We start from the raw sequence: 14392 nt of genomic DNA on the forward strand, positions 1-14392 counted from the left end.
CCACCCATGACCGCTCCCTCTGACAGCCAATTGCGGCCGCGTCCCCTCGCCCTTGACGGGTCCCCGGCCCTGCTGCTTGGCCCCGACGGGCGGACCGGCGTGATCCTGATCGAGGACTGGGGCTATGAGGGTCTTTGTGCAAGACGCAGCATGCGCCTTCTGGCGGAGTTGCTGGCGCGCGACGGCTATCCCGTGCTGCGGTTCGATCTGCCGGGAATGGGCGGCTCGGTGATCGCGCCGGAGGCTGTGATCGGCATCGACATGCTGGACGCAGCGCTGGATGCCGCAATCGAAGCGCTGCAGCGGGAAACGGGAGCGGAGCAGATCGTCCTGGCCGGCCTCGGGCTCGGCACCCTGCTGGCGGGGCGCCGGATGGCGCGGAACCGCCAGGGTATCGGCGCACTCGTGCTCATGGCTCCACTGTTGTCCGGACGGCTTTACCTGCGCGAGGCACAGATTCGCGGCGCGATGATTGCCGAGCGCACCCGGATCACACCCGAACTGCCCGATGGAGCCGCAATGAGCGTCGCCGGCCTTGTCCTGAGCGAGGGGCTTTCGCGGGACATCAGGGCAGCAAGTCTTGGCGAAGCTGCCATTCCATGCGCATGCCCGGTCCTGTGCCTGCCGCGCCCGGGCCGGACGGGCGAAGAAGACTTTGCTGCAGCGCTACTGGCCAACTCCACCGGCGCTGCAAGTATCCCGTTCGCTGGCTATGACGAGCTGGTTACCGATCCGACGCTCTCGACACCCCCGCTGGCGGAACTTGCGGCAATCGGGACATGGGTGTGCCAGACGCTTCCCAGCGCTCCGTCTCCAGCCGCTGCCAGCCATGCCGGCAACAGCGCAAGAAGTCCGGTGCCCGGACCCGCCCTGCTGACCGGGAATGGCTTCCGCGAGGAGGTGGTGACACTTGGCCGCCGCAGCACCTTGGTCGGAACCTGGTGCGAACCGAAAGAACACGCCCGGCGCGGGCGCACGATCCTGTTCCTGACCGCTGGCGGCACGCCGCGCACCGGTTGGGGCATGGCGACACGGGAGACCGCCAGGGATCTGGCCCAGCAAGGGATTGCCTCGCTGCGGCTGGATGTCTCCGACATAGGTGACAGTGCGGCGGCTCCTGGCGCGCTGGAACCGGTGCACTACAGCGCGAGACAGCAGGAAGACGTGGCCGATGCGCTGGCATTCCTCGAGACAAGGAGCACCGGCGAGATCATCGCGACGGGGGCCTGCAGCGGCGCGTATCTGGCCTTGCGCGGGGCAATCGCTGATCCACGCATCAAGGGGGCTGTCTGTATCAACCTGCAACGATTCCTGTGGGACCCGCGCGAGAACATCGGTGACCTCTTGCGCTTCGACCATGGCGATACGGCTGACTATGCCCGCAAACTGTTCGACCCGGCGCGGATCAAAAAGTTGCTCAAGGGTGAGGTGCCGGTCTTCGCTCTCATCGGCTTCCTGATCCGGCGCGCCTTCAACCGCTTTGAGCGCGCCAGCGCGCCCTATGCGATGGGTCTGACGACGTCGTCACGGCTGCGCCGGCAGATCAGCAACGACCTCACAACGCTGGAGCGTCGTGGCCAGAGCGTCGACCTGATCTACAGCGAAAGTGACCCCGGACTGCCGTTCCTGGCGCAAACCCTTGGCGCGCGTGGCAAGGATGCGAGCAAGTACAGCAACTTGCGCCTCACGTTCCTCGACGCCACGGATCACAATCTGACGCCAATATCTGCAAGAACCACCGTGCGCGACACGCTGCTGCAGTACGCTCTGGCCGATATTGCCGGCTGACTGCGTCTACGCGGGTTCACTCCGCATCGGGCTGGTTCTGCGGGGCGGCGGCGATGAAAGCGGGGAGTTCCATGGCTGAGGCGTGGATGCGCCGGATCACTGGATAGGGCTCCATGTCAACGCCAAAGCGGCCGTTGTTGGCGACCTGCGCGACGAGGCAGATGTCGGCCATCGTCGGCGTGTCGCCATGGCAGAAGCGGCCGGTCTGCGGATCATTGGCGAGGTGCTGTTCCAGCGGGCCGAAAGTCTCGGCAACCCAGGTTCGGAACCAGTCGGCGACCGCTGCATCATCAGCGCCAAAGCGGCTGCGTAGGGCGTTGAGAATGCGCAGGTTGTTCACCGGGTGGATGTCGCAGGCAATCATCTGCGACAAGGCCCTGACGCGGGCACGGCCGGCCGGGTCGCGCGGCAGCAGCGCCGGCTCCGCGATCACCTCATCCAGAAACTCGATGATGGCCAGCGACTGGGACAGCACCATGCCGTCCGACCACACGAGCGTCGGCACCAACCCTTGCGGATTGACCGCAAGATAGGCAGGATCGCGATGCTTGCCGAGCCGCAGGTGATGAAACTCTGACCGGTAGTCGACGCCCTTGAGGTTGAGCGCAATGCGGGCGCGGAAGGACGTGGAACTGCGGAAATACGTGTGAAGGACCACTTCGCCCATGGCGCTCTCCCGGTCAGGATGGACAGGAAGAGATTGATTGCAAATGTAACCAATCGCCGTCAAGCGCAGACTATGCCCCCTGCCATGATCATCAGGCATGAGGACGGAGACAGGACCATGGCTGGCGCCTGTCTCCGGGCTGGACGTCACTTGCCGTCGAACCAGATCTTCCACTGCGGAACGGCGCGGGCGAAGGTGCCACGGTGGCTGGTGTTGCCGGTCGAAACCGCTTCAGCCATCGGATTGCCGGCGCCCATGGCCGACTGATAGTTCTGCGCCATCTTGGCAACGCCCACGGTGATCGCCTCGTCGGTGTCGCCATAGTAGTTGCGCACAGGGGTCTTGATCACCCAGCGATAGGACTGGGTTTCGGCAATCAGGCGGCCATAGGCAGACGCGGCAAAATACTGGGCGTCAAAATACTCCGGACGGATGAGTTTCTTCAGGTCGGTCGGGATTGCCGCCGGATCGACCGGCTCGCGGACATAGGCCTTGCGGGCAAGCTCATAGGTCTCGTCGGTGAACAGCGAACGGGCGAGACCCGGGATGCCGTAGTAGTTCTCGAAGGAGAAGCTCGACAGGATGAACAGGCTGTTGACCCAGACCGCGTCGTTTTTGCGCGGGAAGTTGAGGAAGCCGTTCAGCGCGGCAAACACGTCCAGCGGGGCGCTGGCTGTGACTGTTGCTTTTACCTGAACGCCATCGCGTTCCAGTTTCTCCAACATGGCCATGGCCACGAAGCCGCCCTGCGACCAGCCGGCGAGATAAAGGCCGGTATCGGAGAGTTTCATGTCAGCAATGACCGCCCGGCTCGCGGTCAGCATGTCGGTGGTGGCCTGCTGGTGGCTGGCCTTGACCATGTAGCCTTCCGGCTCGGTCGACGCACCCATGCCAAAATAGTCGGCGCCAATCAGCAGATAGCCTTGCCCGGCGAACTGGGCGATCATCAGCTGGGTTTCGGGCGACTGGTCGGGATAAGAGGGCACCTCCTGACGGCCGTAGACCGTGCCGTGCTGGTAGGACACCAGCGGCAGGGCAGTCTGCGCAATCTCCGGCACGGCAATCAGACCGGTGGCGACAGTCGGGCGGCTGTTCCGCTCGGGAATGACCGACGGATAGGTGACGCGGTAGAGCCGGACTGGGTTCGTGGCCGGCGTATAGGTCTCGGTGATACCGGCGAAGGCTGGCGTATCCTTGGTCAGGATCTGGTTCAGCTTGTCGACGTCCCAGCGGCCGATCAACTGGTAGGAGATGCCACTGGAAACGGTGATCACGGGCTCCTCCGCCCGCAAGCTTGCCGGTGACATCAGGGCAAGGCCTGCGGCGGCCCCGAGCGCGAGAAGAACACGGCGGGCATTCGAGACAGCAGGGTGCACGGGAAACCTCGTCAGCTGGACAGGAACGGGCAGGACGCCACAGGATCCCCGACTGATAGCCTGAATCCGACAAAAAACCGTTATTTTACAAGGTTAACTGTTTACGTTGTCGGCCTCAAGGTATCAGGCGTGCTCCATCAGGAGCACGACGACGGTGTTCGGCTCCAGCGCCTCATAGCTGTGATGCACGTCGCCCGGATAGGCGAAGTAGTCGCCTGGCAGCAGCTCCTCCAGCGCATCCACCGGCCCCAGCCGGGCCCGTCCGGTTGCCACGATGACATGCTCGACCGTGCCGGGAATATGGGGCGGAGACCGGCGCACGCGACCGGGCTGAATGTCCAGCCGGTACAGATCGCGCCGCACGGATTGCGCGCCGGCGCTCAGCAAGGTGCCGGTGTAATCGGCCAGTTCCGAGCGGGTGGCCGGCCCCTCGCCCGCGCGGATCAGACGTGCCGGGGCCCGGCGTGGACGATCAACCAGCCGGCTGAACGGCACGCCAAGCGCAACCGCCAGCGTCCAAAGGGTCTCGACGCTGGGGTTGCCGTTGCCGGCTTCGACCTGGGACAGCGTCGATTTCGACAGATTGGCCCGGCGGGCCAGTTCGCTGAGGCTGATGCCGGCCTTTTCCCGCTCCTGCCGCAGGGCGTAGGCAATCCATTGCATCAGATCATCAGCGCCGGAGCCCATGGCGGGATCCGAGGTCTGGGGTGAACCGGCCGGAGCGAGGTCCGGGGTGGGGCTGTCAGACGGCGTCAGAGGCTTGCTCCGTTCGAAATAAAATTCATTCGTTCGACTTGACGAACGAATGCTGTTCGTTCAGTTTAGCAAACATGTGGACGATATTTCAAACACCGATCTTCAAACACCTGACACGACAAGACGTCAGCGACGTCGCCCTGGTGGGCGTGGCTGCGGCGATTGTGGGCCTATCCTTTGGCGCGATTGCCACCGGCGGCGGGTTCCCGGTCTGGGTTCCAATCGTGATGTCACTGGTTGTCTTCGCTGGCGCGTCGCAGTTCGCCGCGCTCGGCGTGATCCTGGCCGGGGGCAGTCCTCTGGCTGCGGTCCTGGCCGGACTGATCCTCAATGCCAGGCACCTGCCGTTTGGCTTCACCGTCGCCAACCGGCTGAGGGCCAGTGTTCTCGAACGCATCCTCGGTTCACACGTGCTGACCGATGAATCGCTGGCCTTTGCCCTGAAGGACAGCGATCCGGATCGCAGCCGTGCACTGTACTGGGCCTGCTCGCTCAGCCTGTTCGTGTCATGGAATGCCGGGACGGCCATTGGCGCGATCATGGGCGAGACGCTGGGGGATGCGGCCACATTCGGTCTCGACGCGGCGTTTCCAGCGGTGCTGCTGGCGCTGGTGCTGCCAGCGCTGAAAGACCGCCGGACACAAGCCGCTGCCAGCATCGGCGCAGCCGTCGGCCTGCTGCTGACGCCGTACCTGCCAGCCGGTGTCCCGGTGCTGGTGTCCCTCGTCGGGCTCATTGCCCTGATCGGACAGAAGCACCAGACCGAACCGCTCACCCGCGAGGAGCCAGCCGAATGAGCAGCGCCGTCATGCCGATCTCGGCCATTCTTGCCCTGGCAGCGGGCACCTATGCCTTCCGTGTTGCCGGCCCCCTGCTGCACGACCGGCTGACCCTGTCGCCGGCCCTGCAGAAGCTGTTCACCACGGCGGCGGTGATCATGCTGCTGTCACTGGTGATCAGCTCGACCATCCTCGACGGGGGTGCCTTCGCTGGCTGGGCCCGTCCGCTTGGTGTCGCGGCTGCCGCTGCCCTCTATTTTGCGAAGATGCCGTTTCCCGTGATCGTCATCGGGGCCGCCCTCACGACGGCCGGACTTCGAGCCCTTGGCGTTGCATGACGATGCCTCCAGCGACCAGTGCAAGCCAGACATAAAGCGGCTGAAACGCAAGGCGAACCCAGTAGTACCAGCCGGAAGACGGCAGCCCGTCGACAGCCAGCCCATTCAATGCATTGGCGATATTCGCCGGGAAGACACAGACGAAGTAGATCGCCAGCATGATGCCGGCGAGACGCCGCGTGGCTGGCACCAGAAGCCCGATGGCGCCCGCGATCTCGCAAGCTCCTGTCACCAGCACGACTTGCTCCGCGAAGGGCACAAAGCCGTCGATCATCGGGACATAGCGTCCAACCGCCAGGAAATGATCGACGCCAAAGAACACCAGGGCTGCAGCCAGTCCGAACCGCAAGCGGCTGGCCCAGTCGGGTATGGAGGCAATGCCAACCCGGTCAGCTAGCAGTGCAAGGGCGGCAATACCGAAAACAAAAGCCAAAAAAATCATGACAGACCCACCTCACTATGTGAACAATGCTAACATTGCTCTCGCATGTGAACGGTGTCAACATGAGTGAAGTCCCCTACCACCACGGCAATCTGGCGACGACGATGCTCGACGCCGCGCATGCAATGCTGGAGCACATGCCGGCGGAGAAAATCGGCTTGCGGGAAATCGCAAGACAGCTCGGCGTGTCGGCGTCCGCGTCCTACAGGCATTTTGGCAGCAGGGAGGCCTTGATGGCAGCGCTGGCGGCACGAGGCTTCCGGCAATTGTCCGCCGAACTGGATCGGGCGGCGGCGCTGCCAGGCGACACTCCGGCCCTGCAACGTCTCGGCCGCGCCTATGTCCGGTTTGCGCTCGCAAACCGGAACCTGTTCGACCTGATGATGCGGCACCCGCGGGACGGCACGTCACCAGACCTCGAATCCTCAACTGCGGAGGCATTCTCCAGGCTGAGCGTTGCCGTCTCCCGACTGACTGGAACGCATCAGCGGGAAGCGACTGTGGGTGCGTGGGCCCTTGTGCACGGGCTGGCCATCCTGATCAGCGACCGTCAGCTGGCAGAAGACCTTATGCAAGGCGACACACTTGATCGCCTGGTCGAGGTAACGACCGCAACCTATCTCGCAGGCCTGACCAGCTCGGCTCCGACGAGCTGAACCGCCTCAACCGAACGCATAAAGCGCGGCGAGGCCGACGCCGCCAACGATGATGCGCCACCAGGCGAAGGGCGCAAAGCCGTGGCGGCTGACGAAGTCGAGCAGCGTCTTGACCACGAAGGCGCCAGCAATGAAGGACGTGACAAAACCGATGCCGATGATGGCTGCATCGTCCATCGAGAGCACGTCGCGGTTCTTGTAGAGATCATAGGCGAAGGCACCGGCCATGGTTGGCAGGGCCAGGAAGAACGAGAATTCCGCCGCCGAGCGCTTGTCCGTGCCCATCAGCAGGGCGCCGACAATGGTCGCGCCGGACCGCGACACACCCGGAACCATGGCAAGGCACTGGCAGAAGCCGATGGCAAGGCTGAGCCCAAGCGGATAGTCCATCGCATTGGTATAGCGCGGTGTCAGCGGCAGGCGGTCAACGGCCAGAAGAACAAAGCCGCCCAGGATCAGGGTAACGCAGACAAGCGTCGGTGATTCGAACAGCACCGTCTTGATGAAATCATGCGCCAGAACGCCGATCACCACTGCCGGGAAAAAGGCTAGAAGAACGCTGGCCGCAAAGCGGCGGGCAGCCGGGTCATGCGGAAGGCCGACGAAAACTTTCCACAGGCGACCGAAATAGACAGACAGGATGGCGAGGATCGCACCGAGCTGGATCAGAACCTCAAAGGTCTTGCCGGTGCTTTCGAAGCCGAGGAAATGGCCCAGAAGCAGCAAGTGTCCGGTCGAGGAAACGGGAATGAATTCCGTCAGGCCTTCGACAATTCCGAGCAGGAAGGCGCTGACAATGGTGTCGCTCGTCATGACAATTGGCTCCTCGAAAAGACTTTCACGGATGGGATTGAATCAACTGGCTCGGCGTGATCTATGCGGGGCTTCGCGGCGGCCGGAAGGCGGCGGGACGGAAACAGGATGCTAACCATATCCTACTAATCTGGTGTCCGCGCGCTGGGGGGCCGCGGCGCTGAAGGTCCAATCAACTTAATGCTCACGCTCTATCATCATCCGTTCTCTCCGTCTGCCCGTTTTGTGCGCCTGCTGCTCGGTGAGTACGGGGCAAACTTCGAGCTGAAGTCCGTCAACCCGTGGGAGCGGCATCGGGAATTCCTGATGCTCAATCCGGCCGGGACCGTTCCGGTGCTGGTCGAGAATGACGGACCGCCGATCTGTGGCCCGTTGCCGATCATGGAATATCTCGACGAAACGCGCGGCTACGCCATGGCCGACCGCCGGCTGATGCCCGATCACCCGGACCGCCGGGCCGAAACGCGCCGCCTGGTCGACTGGGCGCTGCGCAAGTTCGACGACGAAGTGGTGGGCCATTTCGTGCGCGAGCGGATCTACAAGCAGGACATGCCTCGCTCCGTTGGCGGCGGCGAACCGGATTCGGCGATCCTGCGCATCGCGCGTGCGAACATTCACCACCACATGCGCTATTTCGGCTATCTTGCAGCTTCGCGCAAATGGCTGGCCGGTGACCGCCTGAGCTTTGCAGATTTTGCCCTGGCCGCCGAATTCTCCTGCGCCGACTATCTGGGCGAGGTGCCGTGGGCGGAAGAGGACAACGTCAAGGCCTGGTATGCACGGGTGAAGTCACGCCCGAGCTTCCGGCCCCTCCTGGCCGAAAAGATGCTCGGCATGCCGCCGGCGCACAGCTACGCGGACCTCGACTTCTGACAGCGGGCACACCAGAGGCTGCGTCCCGGTCAGCCGGGCGCAAACTGCGGGCGGCACTGGATGCCAAGGCACAGTCGCTCGGGTTCAGTTCCCTGTCGGTCACCCGCCCGGACGCCATTCCGGAGGCTCCTGCTCGCCTAAGGCAATTTCTCGACGCCGGCTGCCACGGCTCGATGGCGTGGATGGCTGAGACCGAGGACCGCCGCGCCGATCCCTGCGTCTTGTGGCCCGAGGTTCGCTCGATCCTGATCCTGACGATGAACTATGGTCCCGACCGGGATCCGCTGACGCATCTGGCCGACCCCTCAGTCGGCGGCATATCGGTCTATGCCCGCCATCGTGACTATCACGACATCATCAAGGGCAAGCTGAAGGAACTGGCCGGCTTTCTTGTCTCCCGGACCGGCGGCGATGTGAAGGTGTTCGTGGATACGGCCCCCGTGATGGAGAAGCCGCTGGCCGCGGCCGCCGGCGCAGGATGGCAGGGCAAGCACACCAATCTGGTGTCGCGGCAACTGGGGTCATGGTTCTTTCTCGGCTCGATCTTCACGACTGCAGAGCTGGATCCAGACGCATCCGAGGTCGACCACTGCGGCTCCTGCAAGGCTTGCCTCACAGCCTGCCCGACCGATGCCTTTCCCGAGGCCTACCGGCTCGATGCCCGCCGCTGCCTGTCCTATCTCACCATCGAACACGCCGGGCCTATCCCGCATGAGTTCAGGCAGCCCATGGGCAACCGGATCTACGGCTGCGATGACTGCCTGGCGGCCTGCCCCTGGAACAAATTCGCCCAAGTGGCTCAGGAGGCCAAGCTGCAGGCACGGGCAGATCTCGTTGATCCGCCGCTGGCTGATTTGCTGCACCTCGATGACGCGGGTTTTCGGCAAAAATTCTCCGGCTCGCCGATCAAGCGCATCGGCCGCGACCGGTTCCTGCGCAATTGCCTCATCGCAGCGGGCAACAGTGGTGACAGGAGCCTGATCCCAGAAGTCTTGCGCCTTGCCAGCGATACCGCGCCAGTGGTGCGGGGGGCGGCGGCATGGGCACTTGGCCGGTTGCTGCCGGTTGCCGAACTTGACGCAGTGCGTGAAAGGCTGGCATCCGCCGAGACAGATGACGATGTGCTGTCTGAGTGGCAGGCGCCGCTGACAACTGCCGATTTTGACATCCCGCGCTGACCGCGCAGAGCCGGTTGTTACCGGGTCAGATGCGCGAATGCAGTGACGACTTCCTCATAGACCTGACGCTTGAACGGTACGATCAGGCCCGGCAGGCGGTGGGCTTCCTCCCAGCGCCAGTCACTGAATTCCTGGGAATGCCCATCCGGCGGCGTCAGGATGTTGATTTCACTGTCATCGCCCTCGAAGCGAAAAGCGAACCACTTCTGTGCCTGACCGCGAAACTTGCCGCGTCGCGCCGTAGCAATCACGTCCAGCGGGTAGTCGTAGAGGAACCAGTCCGGCGCTTCGGCCAGAAGTGTGGTGCTGGCGACCGAGGTTTCCTCGAACAGTTCACGCCGGGCGGCCTCGAGCGGGTCCTCGCCCGGATCGATCCCGCCCTGGGGCATCTGCCAGGCAAATCCGGGATCGACCTTGCCATGTCCGTCATGGCGGCGGCCGGCCCAGACCAGCCCGTCCCGGTTGATCAGCATGACGCCGACGCAGGGCCGGTAGGGCAGGCCATTGATGGCGTCAGGCCGGGCGGGGTCGAACAATGGGCCTTGCACGGAGTTCTCCCTGGGGAGCTTGCGGATTGTCTGTTGCGACCGAACGGATCGCCCACTGCCGGTTTAGCGATTGTTTCGTTGCAAGGAAAGCACGGATACTGGGCCGAGTCAGCCCTGCGGGGCGCGGTCAACAGTCGCACTGATCGGCACCAGCATCAGGCCGCGTTGTTCCAGATCGCGCGACCATTCCTGCAGAGCCTTGATCGTGACCGGCAATGCCGTTCCTGCAGCCACGGCAGTGCCGCGCGAACGCGCAAGGCCTTCGAGTTGCAGCAGGCGAGCATTGATCTCATCGGCTTTCGGGATTGCATCCAGCACGATGTCGACCCGGCTGAACGGGGTCTGCGCAGCGTTTGCAACGGCGGGAGCAACCGTGCGCGACGACGAGCCGTCATCGACAAACATCAGCCCACGCCGCGTGATCTCCTCAAGGAGATACTGCATGGATGGCTCGGTGGCCGTGAACCGGGTGCCGTGGTGATTGATCACCCCGACATAATTGGTGAACCGACTGAGTAACCAGTAGAGCCGGTCCATGAATTCAGGGCCGCGCAGGCTGACCAGAAGCGTATGCGGGCCGGGATCATTGTCCGGATAATCAAACGGCTCGAGTGGCAGTTGCAGCAGCAGTTCATGGCCAGATGTCCGGGCCTGACGCATCCAGCGGTCAAGCCGGTCGCCATAAGGCGCCAGGGCGAAGGTGACATCCGGCGGCAGGTTTTCCAGCGCATTGCGGCTGCCGGCTTCCGACAGGCCGATGCCGCCGATGATGATGGCGATTCGCGGCGCGGAGGCTGGTTCGGCTGCAATCTGCTTGGCATAGAGATCCAGCGGCCGGATGCCATCGATGCCGACTTTCGGCACGAGACCATGATCGGCCCGCTCGGTGACGCGGTCGTCCGGCAGCGCAGACAATTCACGGCGCGAGGCTACGTTCAGCTCAGCGCCAACAGGAGCCTCTTCGAAGCGCGGACCCAGAGTGTTGACCCTCGCCTGCACACCGTCCGGCTTGGAATCGCCGGGAATGTCGGCATTGAGCTCGACAACGGCGATATCCCGCGAGGACAGGCCCTCGACCGTGCGCTCAAGCGGCACCAAGGCGGTGGGCTCGCCGCCGAGCGGATCTTCCACCACGCCGATCCAGACCAGTCCGGTCATCAGCATGACCGTCATGATACCCATGCCGATCAGGCCAAAGGGCATGCGGAAGAACTTCCGCTTGCCCATGCCAAGGGGGGCTGTCAGGTCATTTCCGGCCATGTCGCGTCTTGCCAGTGCTTGAGGCCCATCCTGGGCGATCTGTCGCCGGGGTCATCCGGCACATCTTTGTTCCCTTGCGGGATATGAGGCCGCAGCTCAAGGCGTCCGACATGGCTCCCTTACGCGACACACAGGAGCAGGCCGGAGACTTGAGCTGCAGCTCGCTCTCAGTTGGGGACGACCGCAGCCTTGCCACCGACCGGCGGGAAAGCGCTGTTCATCTGCACGCCGCGCAGGAGATCCAGCGCGAGGTTGAGCTGCTTGTCATCCTTCGGATCGGCCGGAACATAGGCCTGGCTACCGGACTCTTCCTTGCCCTCGGTGCTTTCAGAGGTCAGGTGGCCGCGCAGGCCGGCTTCGCCCTTGGTCTCGGCATTGCCCTTCATGTCTTCCGGCAGGTCCTGCAGGACCTCGATGTCCGGCAGAATGCCCTTGGCCTGGATCGACGTGCCGGACGGGGTGTAGTAGCGCGCCGTTGTCAGACGGATTGCACCATTCGCGCCGAGCGGGATGATGGTCTGGACCGAGCCCTTGCCGAACGACCGGGTGCCGAGCACTGTCGCCCGGCGATGGTCCTGCAGCGCACCAGCGACGATTTCCGAAGCGGATGCCGAACCGCCGTTGACCAGCACGATCACTGGCTTGCCCTTGGCGAGATCACCGGAACGGGCATTGTAACGCTGGGTTTCCTCTGCGTTGCGGCCACGGGTGGAGACGATCTCGCCGCGCTCCAGGAACGCGTCGGACACGGCGATGGCCTGGTCAAGCAGGCCGCCCGGGTTGTTGCGCAGGTCGATGACGAAACCCTTCAGCTTGTCCGCCGGGATCTTGGAGACGATCTCGTCAATGCCCTTCTGCAGGCCGTCAAAGGTCTGCTCGTTGAACTGCGTCACACGGACGTAGCCGACATCACCCTCCTCGCGCCAGCGCACCGAGCGGATCTTGATCACATCACGTGTAATCTTCAGGACAAGCGGATCGGTTCTGCCCTGGCGGCGCAACGTCACTTCGATGTCGGTCTTGACCGGGCCACGCATCTTTTCAACGGCCTCGTTCAGGGTCAGGCCCTGAACCTGTTCGCCGTCGATGTGGGTGATGAAGTCGCCGGACAGAACACCTGCCTTGAACGCCGGTGTGTCATCGATCGGGGAGACGACCTTGACCAGGCCCTCCTCCATGGTCACCTCGATGCCGAGGCCACCGAACTCACCGCGCGTCTGCACCTGCATGTCACGGAAGGTCTTTGGCGACATGTAGCTGGAATGCGGGTCCAGCGAGGTGAGCATGCCGTTGATCGCCGATTCAATCAGTTCGGCATCATCAGGCACTTCGACATAGTCGGAGCGAACGCGCTCGAACACGTCGCCGAACAGGTTGAGCTGGCGGTAGGTATCCGACGCGGCCGCATTGGCTGCACCGCTCAGCCGCAGAGGCAGATTGGAGGCCGTCGTAGCGACAATGGCGCCGACCAGGATACCGGTGCACAGCAGGGTAGCTTTCCGAATCATCCGCGTACCTTTTCTTCCTCCGTGCGGGCCCACCAGGGTGTGGGGTCGATCGCACTGCCATCTTTTCTGAATTCTACATACAGGACAGGACCTGCCGATCCCAAGGCAATCGTCGATGCGCTTGCCCAATGCGTGGAACCCATCACGCCCACCGGCTCTCCTGCCAGTACAAACTGCCCCGGTTCCACATCGATCCTGTCCATCCCAGCCAGGAGAACATGATAGCCATCGCCGGCATTCAGGATCAAGAGTTGGCCAAATGACCTAAAGGGACCCGAGTAGACCACCCAGCCATCTCCGGGCGCGGTAATGCGCGCGCCGGCACGGGTGGCAATGGACTGGCCTTCAGTCACTCCGCCAAAATCATCTGCCTGGCCGAAATCCTTCAGCAAGGTGCCGGAAACCGGGCGCGGAAGCTGGCCTTTTGTGTCGGCAAAGGCAACCGCAGGTGCAAGGCGACCGGGGTCGGCGAAGGGATCGGCGCTCCGTCGCCCGCTGGTCGGGCGCTGTTCTGTTGCCCGGGCTGCAGCTTCCGCAGCCTTGCGCGCAGAGGCGATTTCAACTTCAAGGCTCGCGATCAATTCCTTGAGAGATCCAGCCTTGCCGGCCAGTTCCTCGGCGCGCTTCTGTTCGCTCGTCAATACGCCGGCCGTCGCCTCGCGCTGCTGACGCTTGGCAGCAATCAACAGCTCAAGCCGGGATTGCTCCTCGACCAGCCGCGTCGAATCACCGACGAGCCGCTCCTTCTCGGAAACGATGGAAATCTTCAGGCGCGTCAGTTCCTCAAGATCCGAGGCGAGCGCTTCGGCTTCGATCCTGAGGTCAGGCATGACGGCGTTCAGCAGGATCGCCGAACGGACTGCGGCCAGCGCGTCGGCGGGGCGGACTGCCAGCGCCGGAGGCGGGCGTCTGCCAATGCGCTGCAGGGAGGCCAGCACTTCGGCCAGCGTGTCCCGCCGCTCCCAAAGGGAGACGCGCACCGCATCCTCGTTTTCCGCCAGTCGCTGCAAGCGCCGCTCCGTGTTGGCGAGATCCGCCTCTAGTCCCTTGATCTTGCCTGCCGTGCGCAGGACGGCAGCATTGATTTCGGCACTGTCGCGGTCAATCGCGGCGATTTCCTGGGCGATCTCGCGCTGACGGGCGGCAGACAGTTCAATATCGCGTGACAAGGTCGCAAGTTCGGCTTCCCGCTCGGCCTTGCGCTGGCGTGCCTCGATCTCGGCAGGTGTCATTCCCGGCTGCGCTTCCGTGGCCGTGGTAACGGGCTCAGTCGCCTGCGCCAGCCCACCGGTTGCAAGGAGGCAAGCTGCTCCCAGAAGCGCAGCAAGATGCCTTGCGCGGCTCCTCACATCGCCCTGCCGTTGTCCCTTGCCTAGCACCCGTTGCTTGTCCCGGCCTTGCGCCGACCGG

15 protein-coding genes are annotated in these 14392 nt (G+C 63.7%); 6 read left to right on the forward strand and 9 right to left on the reverse strand.

Annotated elements, in window-relative coordinates:
- Positions 1-6 precede the first annotated feature (6 nt).
- The gene (locus C8348_RS06965; protein ID WP_106752586.1) at positions 7-1788 is read left to right on the forward strand and encodes an alpha/beta fold hydrolase; all 1782 of its coding nucleotides are present in this window, start codon (positions 7-9) and stop codon (positions 1786-1788) included.
- Between the two features lie 16 nt (positions 1789-1804).
- On the opposite strand, the gene maiA is transcribed toward C8348_RS06965, so the two are convergent.
- The 3 genes from maiA to C8348_RS06980 all read right to left on the reverse strand — a co-directional run bounded on the left by maiA (position 1805) and on the right by C8348_RS06980 (position 4518).
- Entirely contained in the window at positions 1805-2455 is a 651-nt protein-coding gene (maiA, locus tag C8348_RS06970; RefSeq protein ID WP_106752587.1) for a maleylacetoacetate isomerase, read from the reverse strand.
- A gap of 146 nt (positions 2456-2601) precedes the next feature.
- Positions 2602-3762, reverse strand: coding sequence for an alpha/beta hydrolase (locus C8348_RS06975; RefSeq protein ID WP_106752853.1), 1161 nt, complete (start codon positions 3760-3762; stop codon positions 2602-2604).
- Between the two features lie 192 nt (positions 3763-3954).
- Positions 3955-4518: a helix-turn-helix domain-containing protein gene (locus C8348_RS06980; RefSeq protein ID WP_106752588.1), complete on the reverse strand. Its 564-nt coding sequence runs from the start codon at positions 4516-4518 to the stop codon at positions 3955-3957.
- A gap of 143 nt (positions 4519-4661) precedes the next feature.
- Between C8348_RS06980 and C8348_RS06985 the strand changes: the two genes are divergently transcribed.
- Positions 4662-5384, forward strand: a complete 723-nt coding sequence (locus C8348_RS06985) for an AzlC family ABC transporter permease (protein ID WP_106752589.1) — start codon at positions 4662-4664, stop codon at positions 5382-5384.
- The gene (locus C8348_RS06990; RefSeq protein WP_106752590.1) at positions 5381-5704 is read left to right on the forward strand and encodes an AzlD domain-containing protein; all 324 of its coding nucleotides are present in this window, start codon (positions 5381-5383) and stop codon (positions 5702-5704) included. The genes C8348_RS06985 and C8348_RS06990 overlap by 4 nt, the downstream gene beginning before the upstream one ends.
- Here the strand turns inward: C8348_RS06990 and C8348_RS06995 are convergent.
- Positions 5667-6146 carry a DoxX family protein gene (locus C8348_RS06995; protein WP_106752591.1) on the reverse strand — a complete coding sequence of 160 codons (480 nt, stop codon included), beginning with the start codon at positions 6144-6146 and terminating at the stop codon, positions 5667-5669. The two genes, C8348_RS06990 and C8348_RS06995, sit on opposite strands and share 38 nt — an antisense overlap.
- A 62-nt stretch (positions 6147-6208) precedes the next feature.
- On the opposite strand from C8348_RS06995, the gene C8348_RS07000 reads away from it, so the two are divergent.
- Positions 6209-6802 (forward strand): TetR/AcrR family transcriptional regulator, encoded by a 594-nt coding sequence (locus C8348_RS07000; protein ID WP_198646956.1) that lies wholly within the window; start codon positions 6209-6211, stop codon positions 6800-6802.
- A gap of 6 nt (positions 6803-6808) precedes the next feature.
- On the opposite strand, the gene C8348_RS07005 is transcribed toward C8348_RS07000, so the two are convergent.
- Positions 6809-7615, reverse strand: coding sequence for an undecaprenyl-diphosphate phosphatase (locus tag C8348_RS07005; RefSeq protein WP_106752593.1), 807 nt, complete (start codon positions 7613-7615; stop codon positions 6809-6811).
- Between the two features lie 180 nt (positions 7616-7795).
- Between C8348_RS07005 and C8348_RS07010 the strand changes: the two genes are divergently transcribed.
- Both C8348_RS07010 and queG read left to right on the forward strand, forming a co-directional pair.
- Positions 7796-8488: a glutathione S-transferase family protein gene (locus tag C8348_RS07010; protein WP_106752594.1), complete on the forward strand. Its 693-nt coding sequence runs from the start codon at positions 7796-7798 to the stop codon at positions 8486-8488.
- A complete protein-coding gene (gene queG / locus C8348_RS07015; protein ID WP_198646973.1) occupies positions 8485-9666 on the forward strand; it encodes a tRNA epoxyqueuosine(34) reductase QueG in 1182 nt (393 codons plus the stop codon). Before C8348_RS07010 ends, queG begins: the two co-directional genes overlap by 4 nt.
- Positions 9667-9683: 17 nt before the next feature.
- Here queG and C8348_RS07020 read toward each other — a convergent pair whose 3' ends face one another.
- From C8348_RS07020 to C8348_RS07035, 4 genes are all read right to left on the reverse strand, one after another.
- Positions 9684-10214, reverse strand: a complete 531-nt coding sequence (locus C8348_RS07020) for an RNA pyrophosphohydrolase (protein WP_106752595.1) — start codon at positions 10212-10214, stop codon at positions 9684-9686.
- A gap of 108 nt (positions 10215-10322) precedes the next feature.
- Entirely contained in the window at positions 10323-11474 is a 1152-nt protein-coding gene (locus tag C8348_RS07025) for a divergent polysaccharide deacetylase family protein (protein WP_208983617.1), read from the reverse strand.
- A gap of 167 nt (positions 11475-11641) precedes the next feature.
- Positions 11642-12982, reverse strand: a complete 1341-nt coding sequence (locus tag C8348_RS07030; RefSeq protein WP_106752596.1) for a S41 family peptidase — start codon at positions 12980-12982, stop codon at positions 11642-11644.
- On the reverse strand, positions 12979-14214 hold the full coding sequence (locus C8348_RS07035; protein WP_106752597.1) for a murein hydrolase activator EnvC family protein: 1236 nt from the start codon (positions 14212-14214) through the stop codon (positions 12979-12981). Before C8348_RS07035 ends, C8348_RS07030 begins: the two co-directional genes overlap by 4 nt.
- Between the last annotated feature and the right edge of the window lie 178 nt (positions 14215-14392).

The organism is Pannonibacter carbonis, from assembly GCF_003012935.1.
GTDB lineage: Bacteria > Pseudomonadota > Alphaproteobacteria > Rhizobiales > Stappiaceae > Pannonibacter > Pannonibacter carbonis.

What these genes read in the sequence shown, in the direction of transcription:
- C8348_RS07005 (WP_106752593.1), bottom strand. Translation starts at nt 7,615, where the DNA reads ATGACGAGCGACACCATTGTCAGCGCCTTCCTGCTCGGAATTGTCGAA.
- C8348_RS06975 (WP_106752853.1), bottom strand. Translation starts at nt 3,762, where the DNA reads ATGTCACCGGCAAGCTTGCGGGCGGAGGAGCCCGTGATCACCGTTTCC.
- C8348_RS06980 (WP_106752588.1), bottom strand. Translation starts at nt 4,518, where the DNA reads ATGGGCTCCGGCGCTGATGATCTGATGCAATGGATTGCCTACGCCCTG.
- C8348_RS07035 (WP_106752597.1), bottom strand. Translation starts at nt 14,214, where the DNA reads ATGACACCTGCCGAGATCGAGGCACGCCAGCGCAAGGCCGAGCGGGAA.
- C8348_RS06990 (WP_106752590.1), top strand. Translation starts at nt 5,381, where the DNA reads ATGAGCAGCGCCGTCATGCCGATCTCGGCCATTCTTGCCCTGGCAGCG.
- C8348_RS07025 (WP_208983617.1), bottom strand. Translation starts at nt 11,474, where the DNA reads ATGGCCGGAAATGACCTGACAGCCCCCCTTGGCATGGGCAAGCGGAAG.
- C8348_RS06965 (WP_106752586.1), top strand. Translation starts at nt 7, where the DNA reads ATGACCGCTCCCTCTGACAGCCAATTGCGGCCGCGTCCCCTCGCCCTT.
- C8348_RS07030 (WP_106752596.1), bottom strand. Translation starts at nt 12,982, where the DNA reads ATGATTCGGAAAGCTACCCTGCTGTGCACCGGTATCCTGGTCGGCGCC.
- C8348_RS06995 (WP_106752591.1), bottom strand. Translation starts at nt 6,146, where the DNA reads ATGATTTTTTTGGCTTTTGTTTTCGGTATTGCCGCCCTTGCACTGCTA.
- C8348_RS07010 (WP_106752594.1), top strand. Translation starts at nt 7,796, where the DNA reads ATGCTCACGCTCTATCATCATCCGTTCTCTCCGTCTGCCCGTTTTGTG.
- maiA (WP_106752587.1), bottom strand. Translation starts at nt 2,455, where the DNA reads ATGGGCGAAGTGGTCCTTCACACGTATTTCCGCAGTTCCACGTCCTTC.
- C8348_RS06985 (WP_106752589.1), top strand. Translation starts at nt 4,662, where the DNA reads ATGTGGACGATATTTCAAACACCGATCTTCAAACACCTGACACGACAA.
- C8348_RS07000 (WP_198646956.1), top strand. Translation starts at nt 6,209, where the DNA reads ATGAGTGAAGTCCCCTACCACCACGGCAATCTGGCGACGACGATGCTC.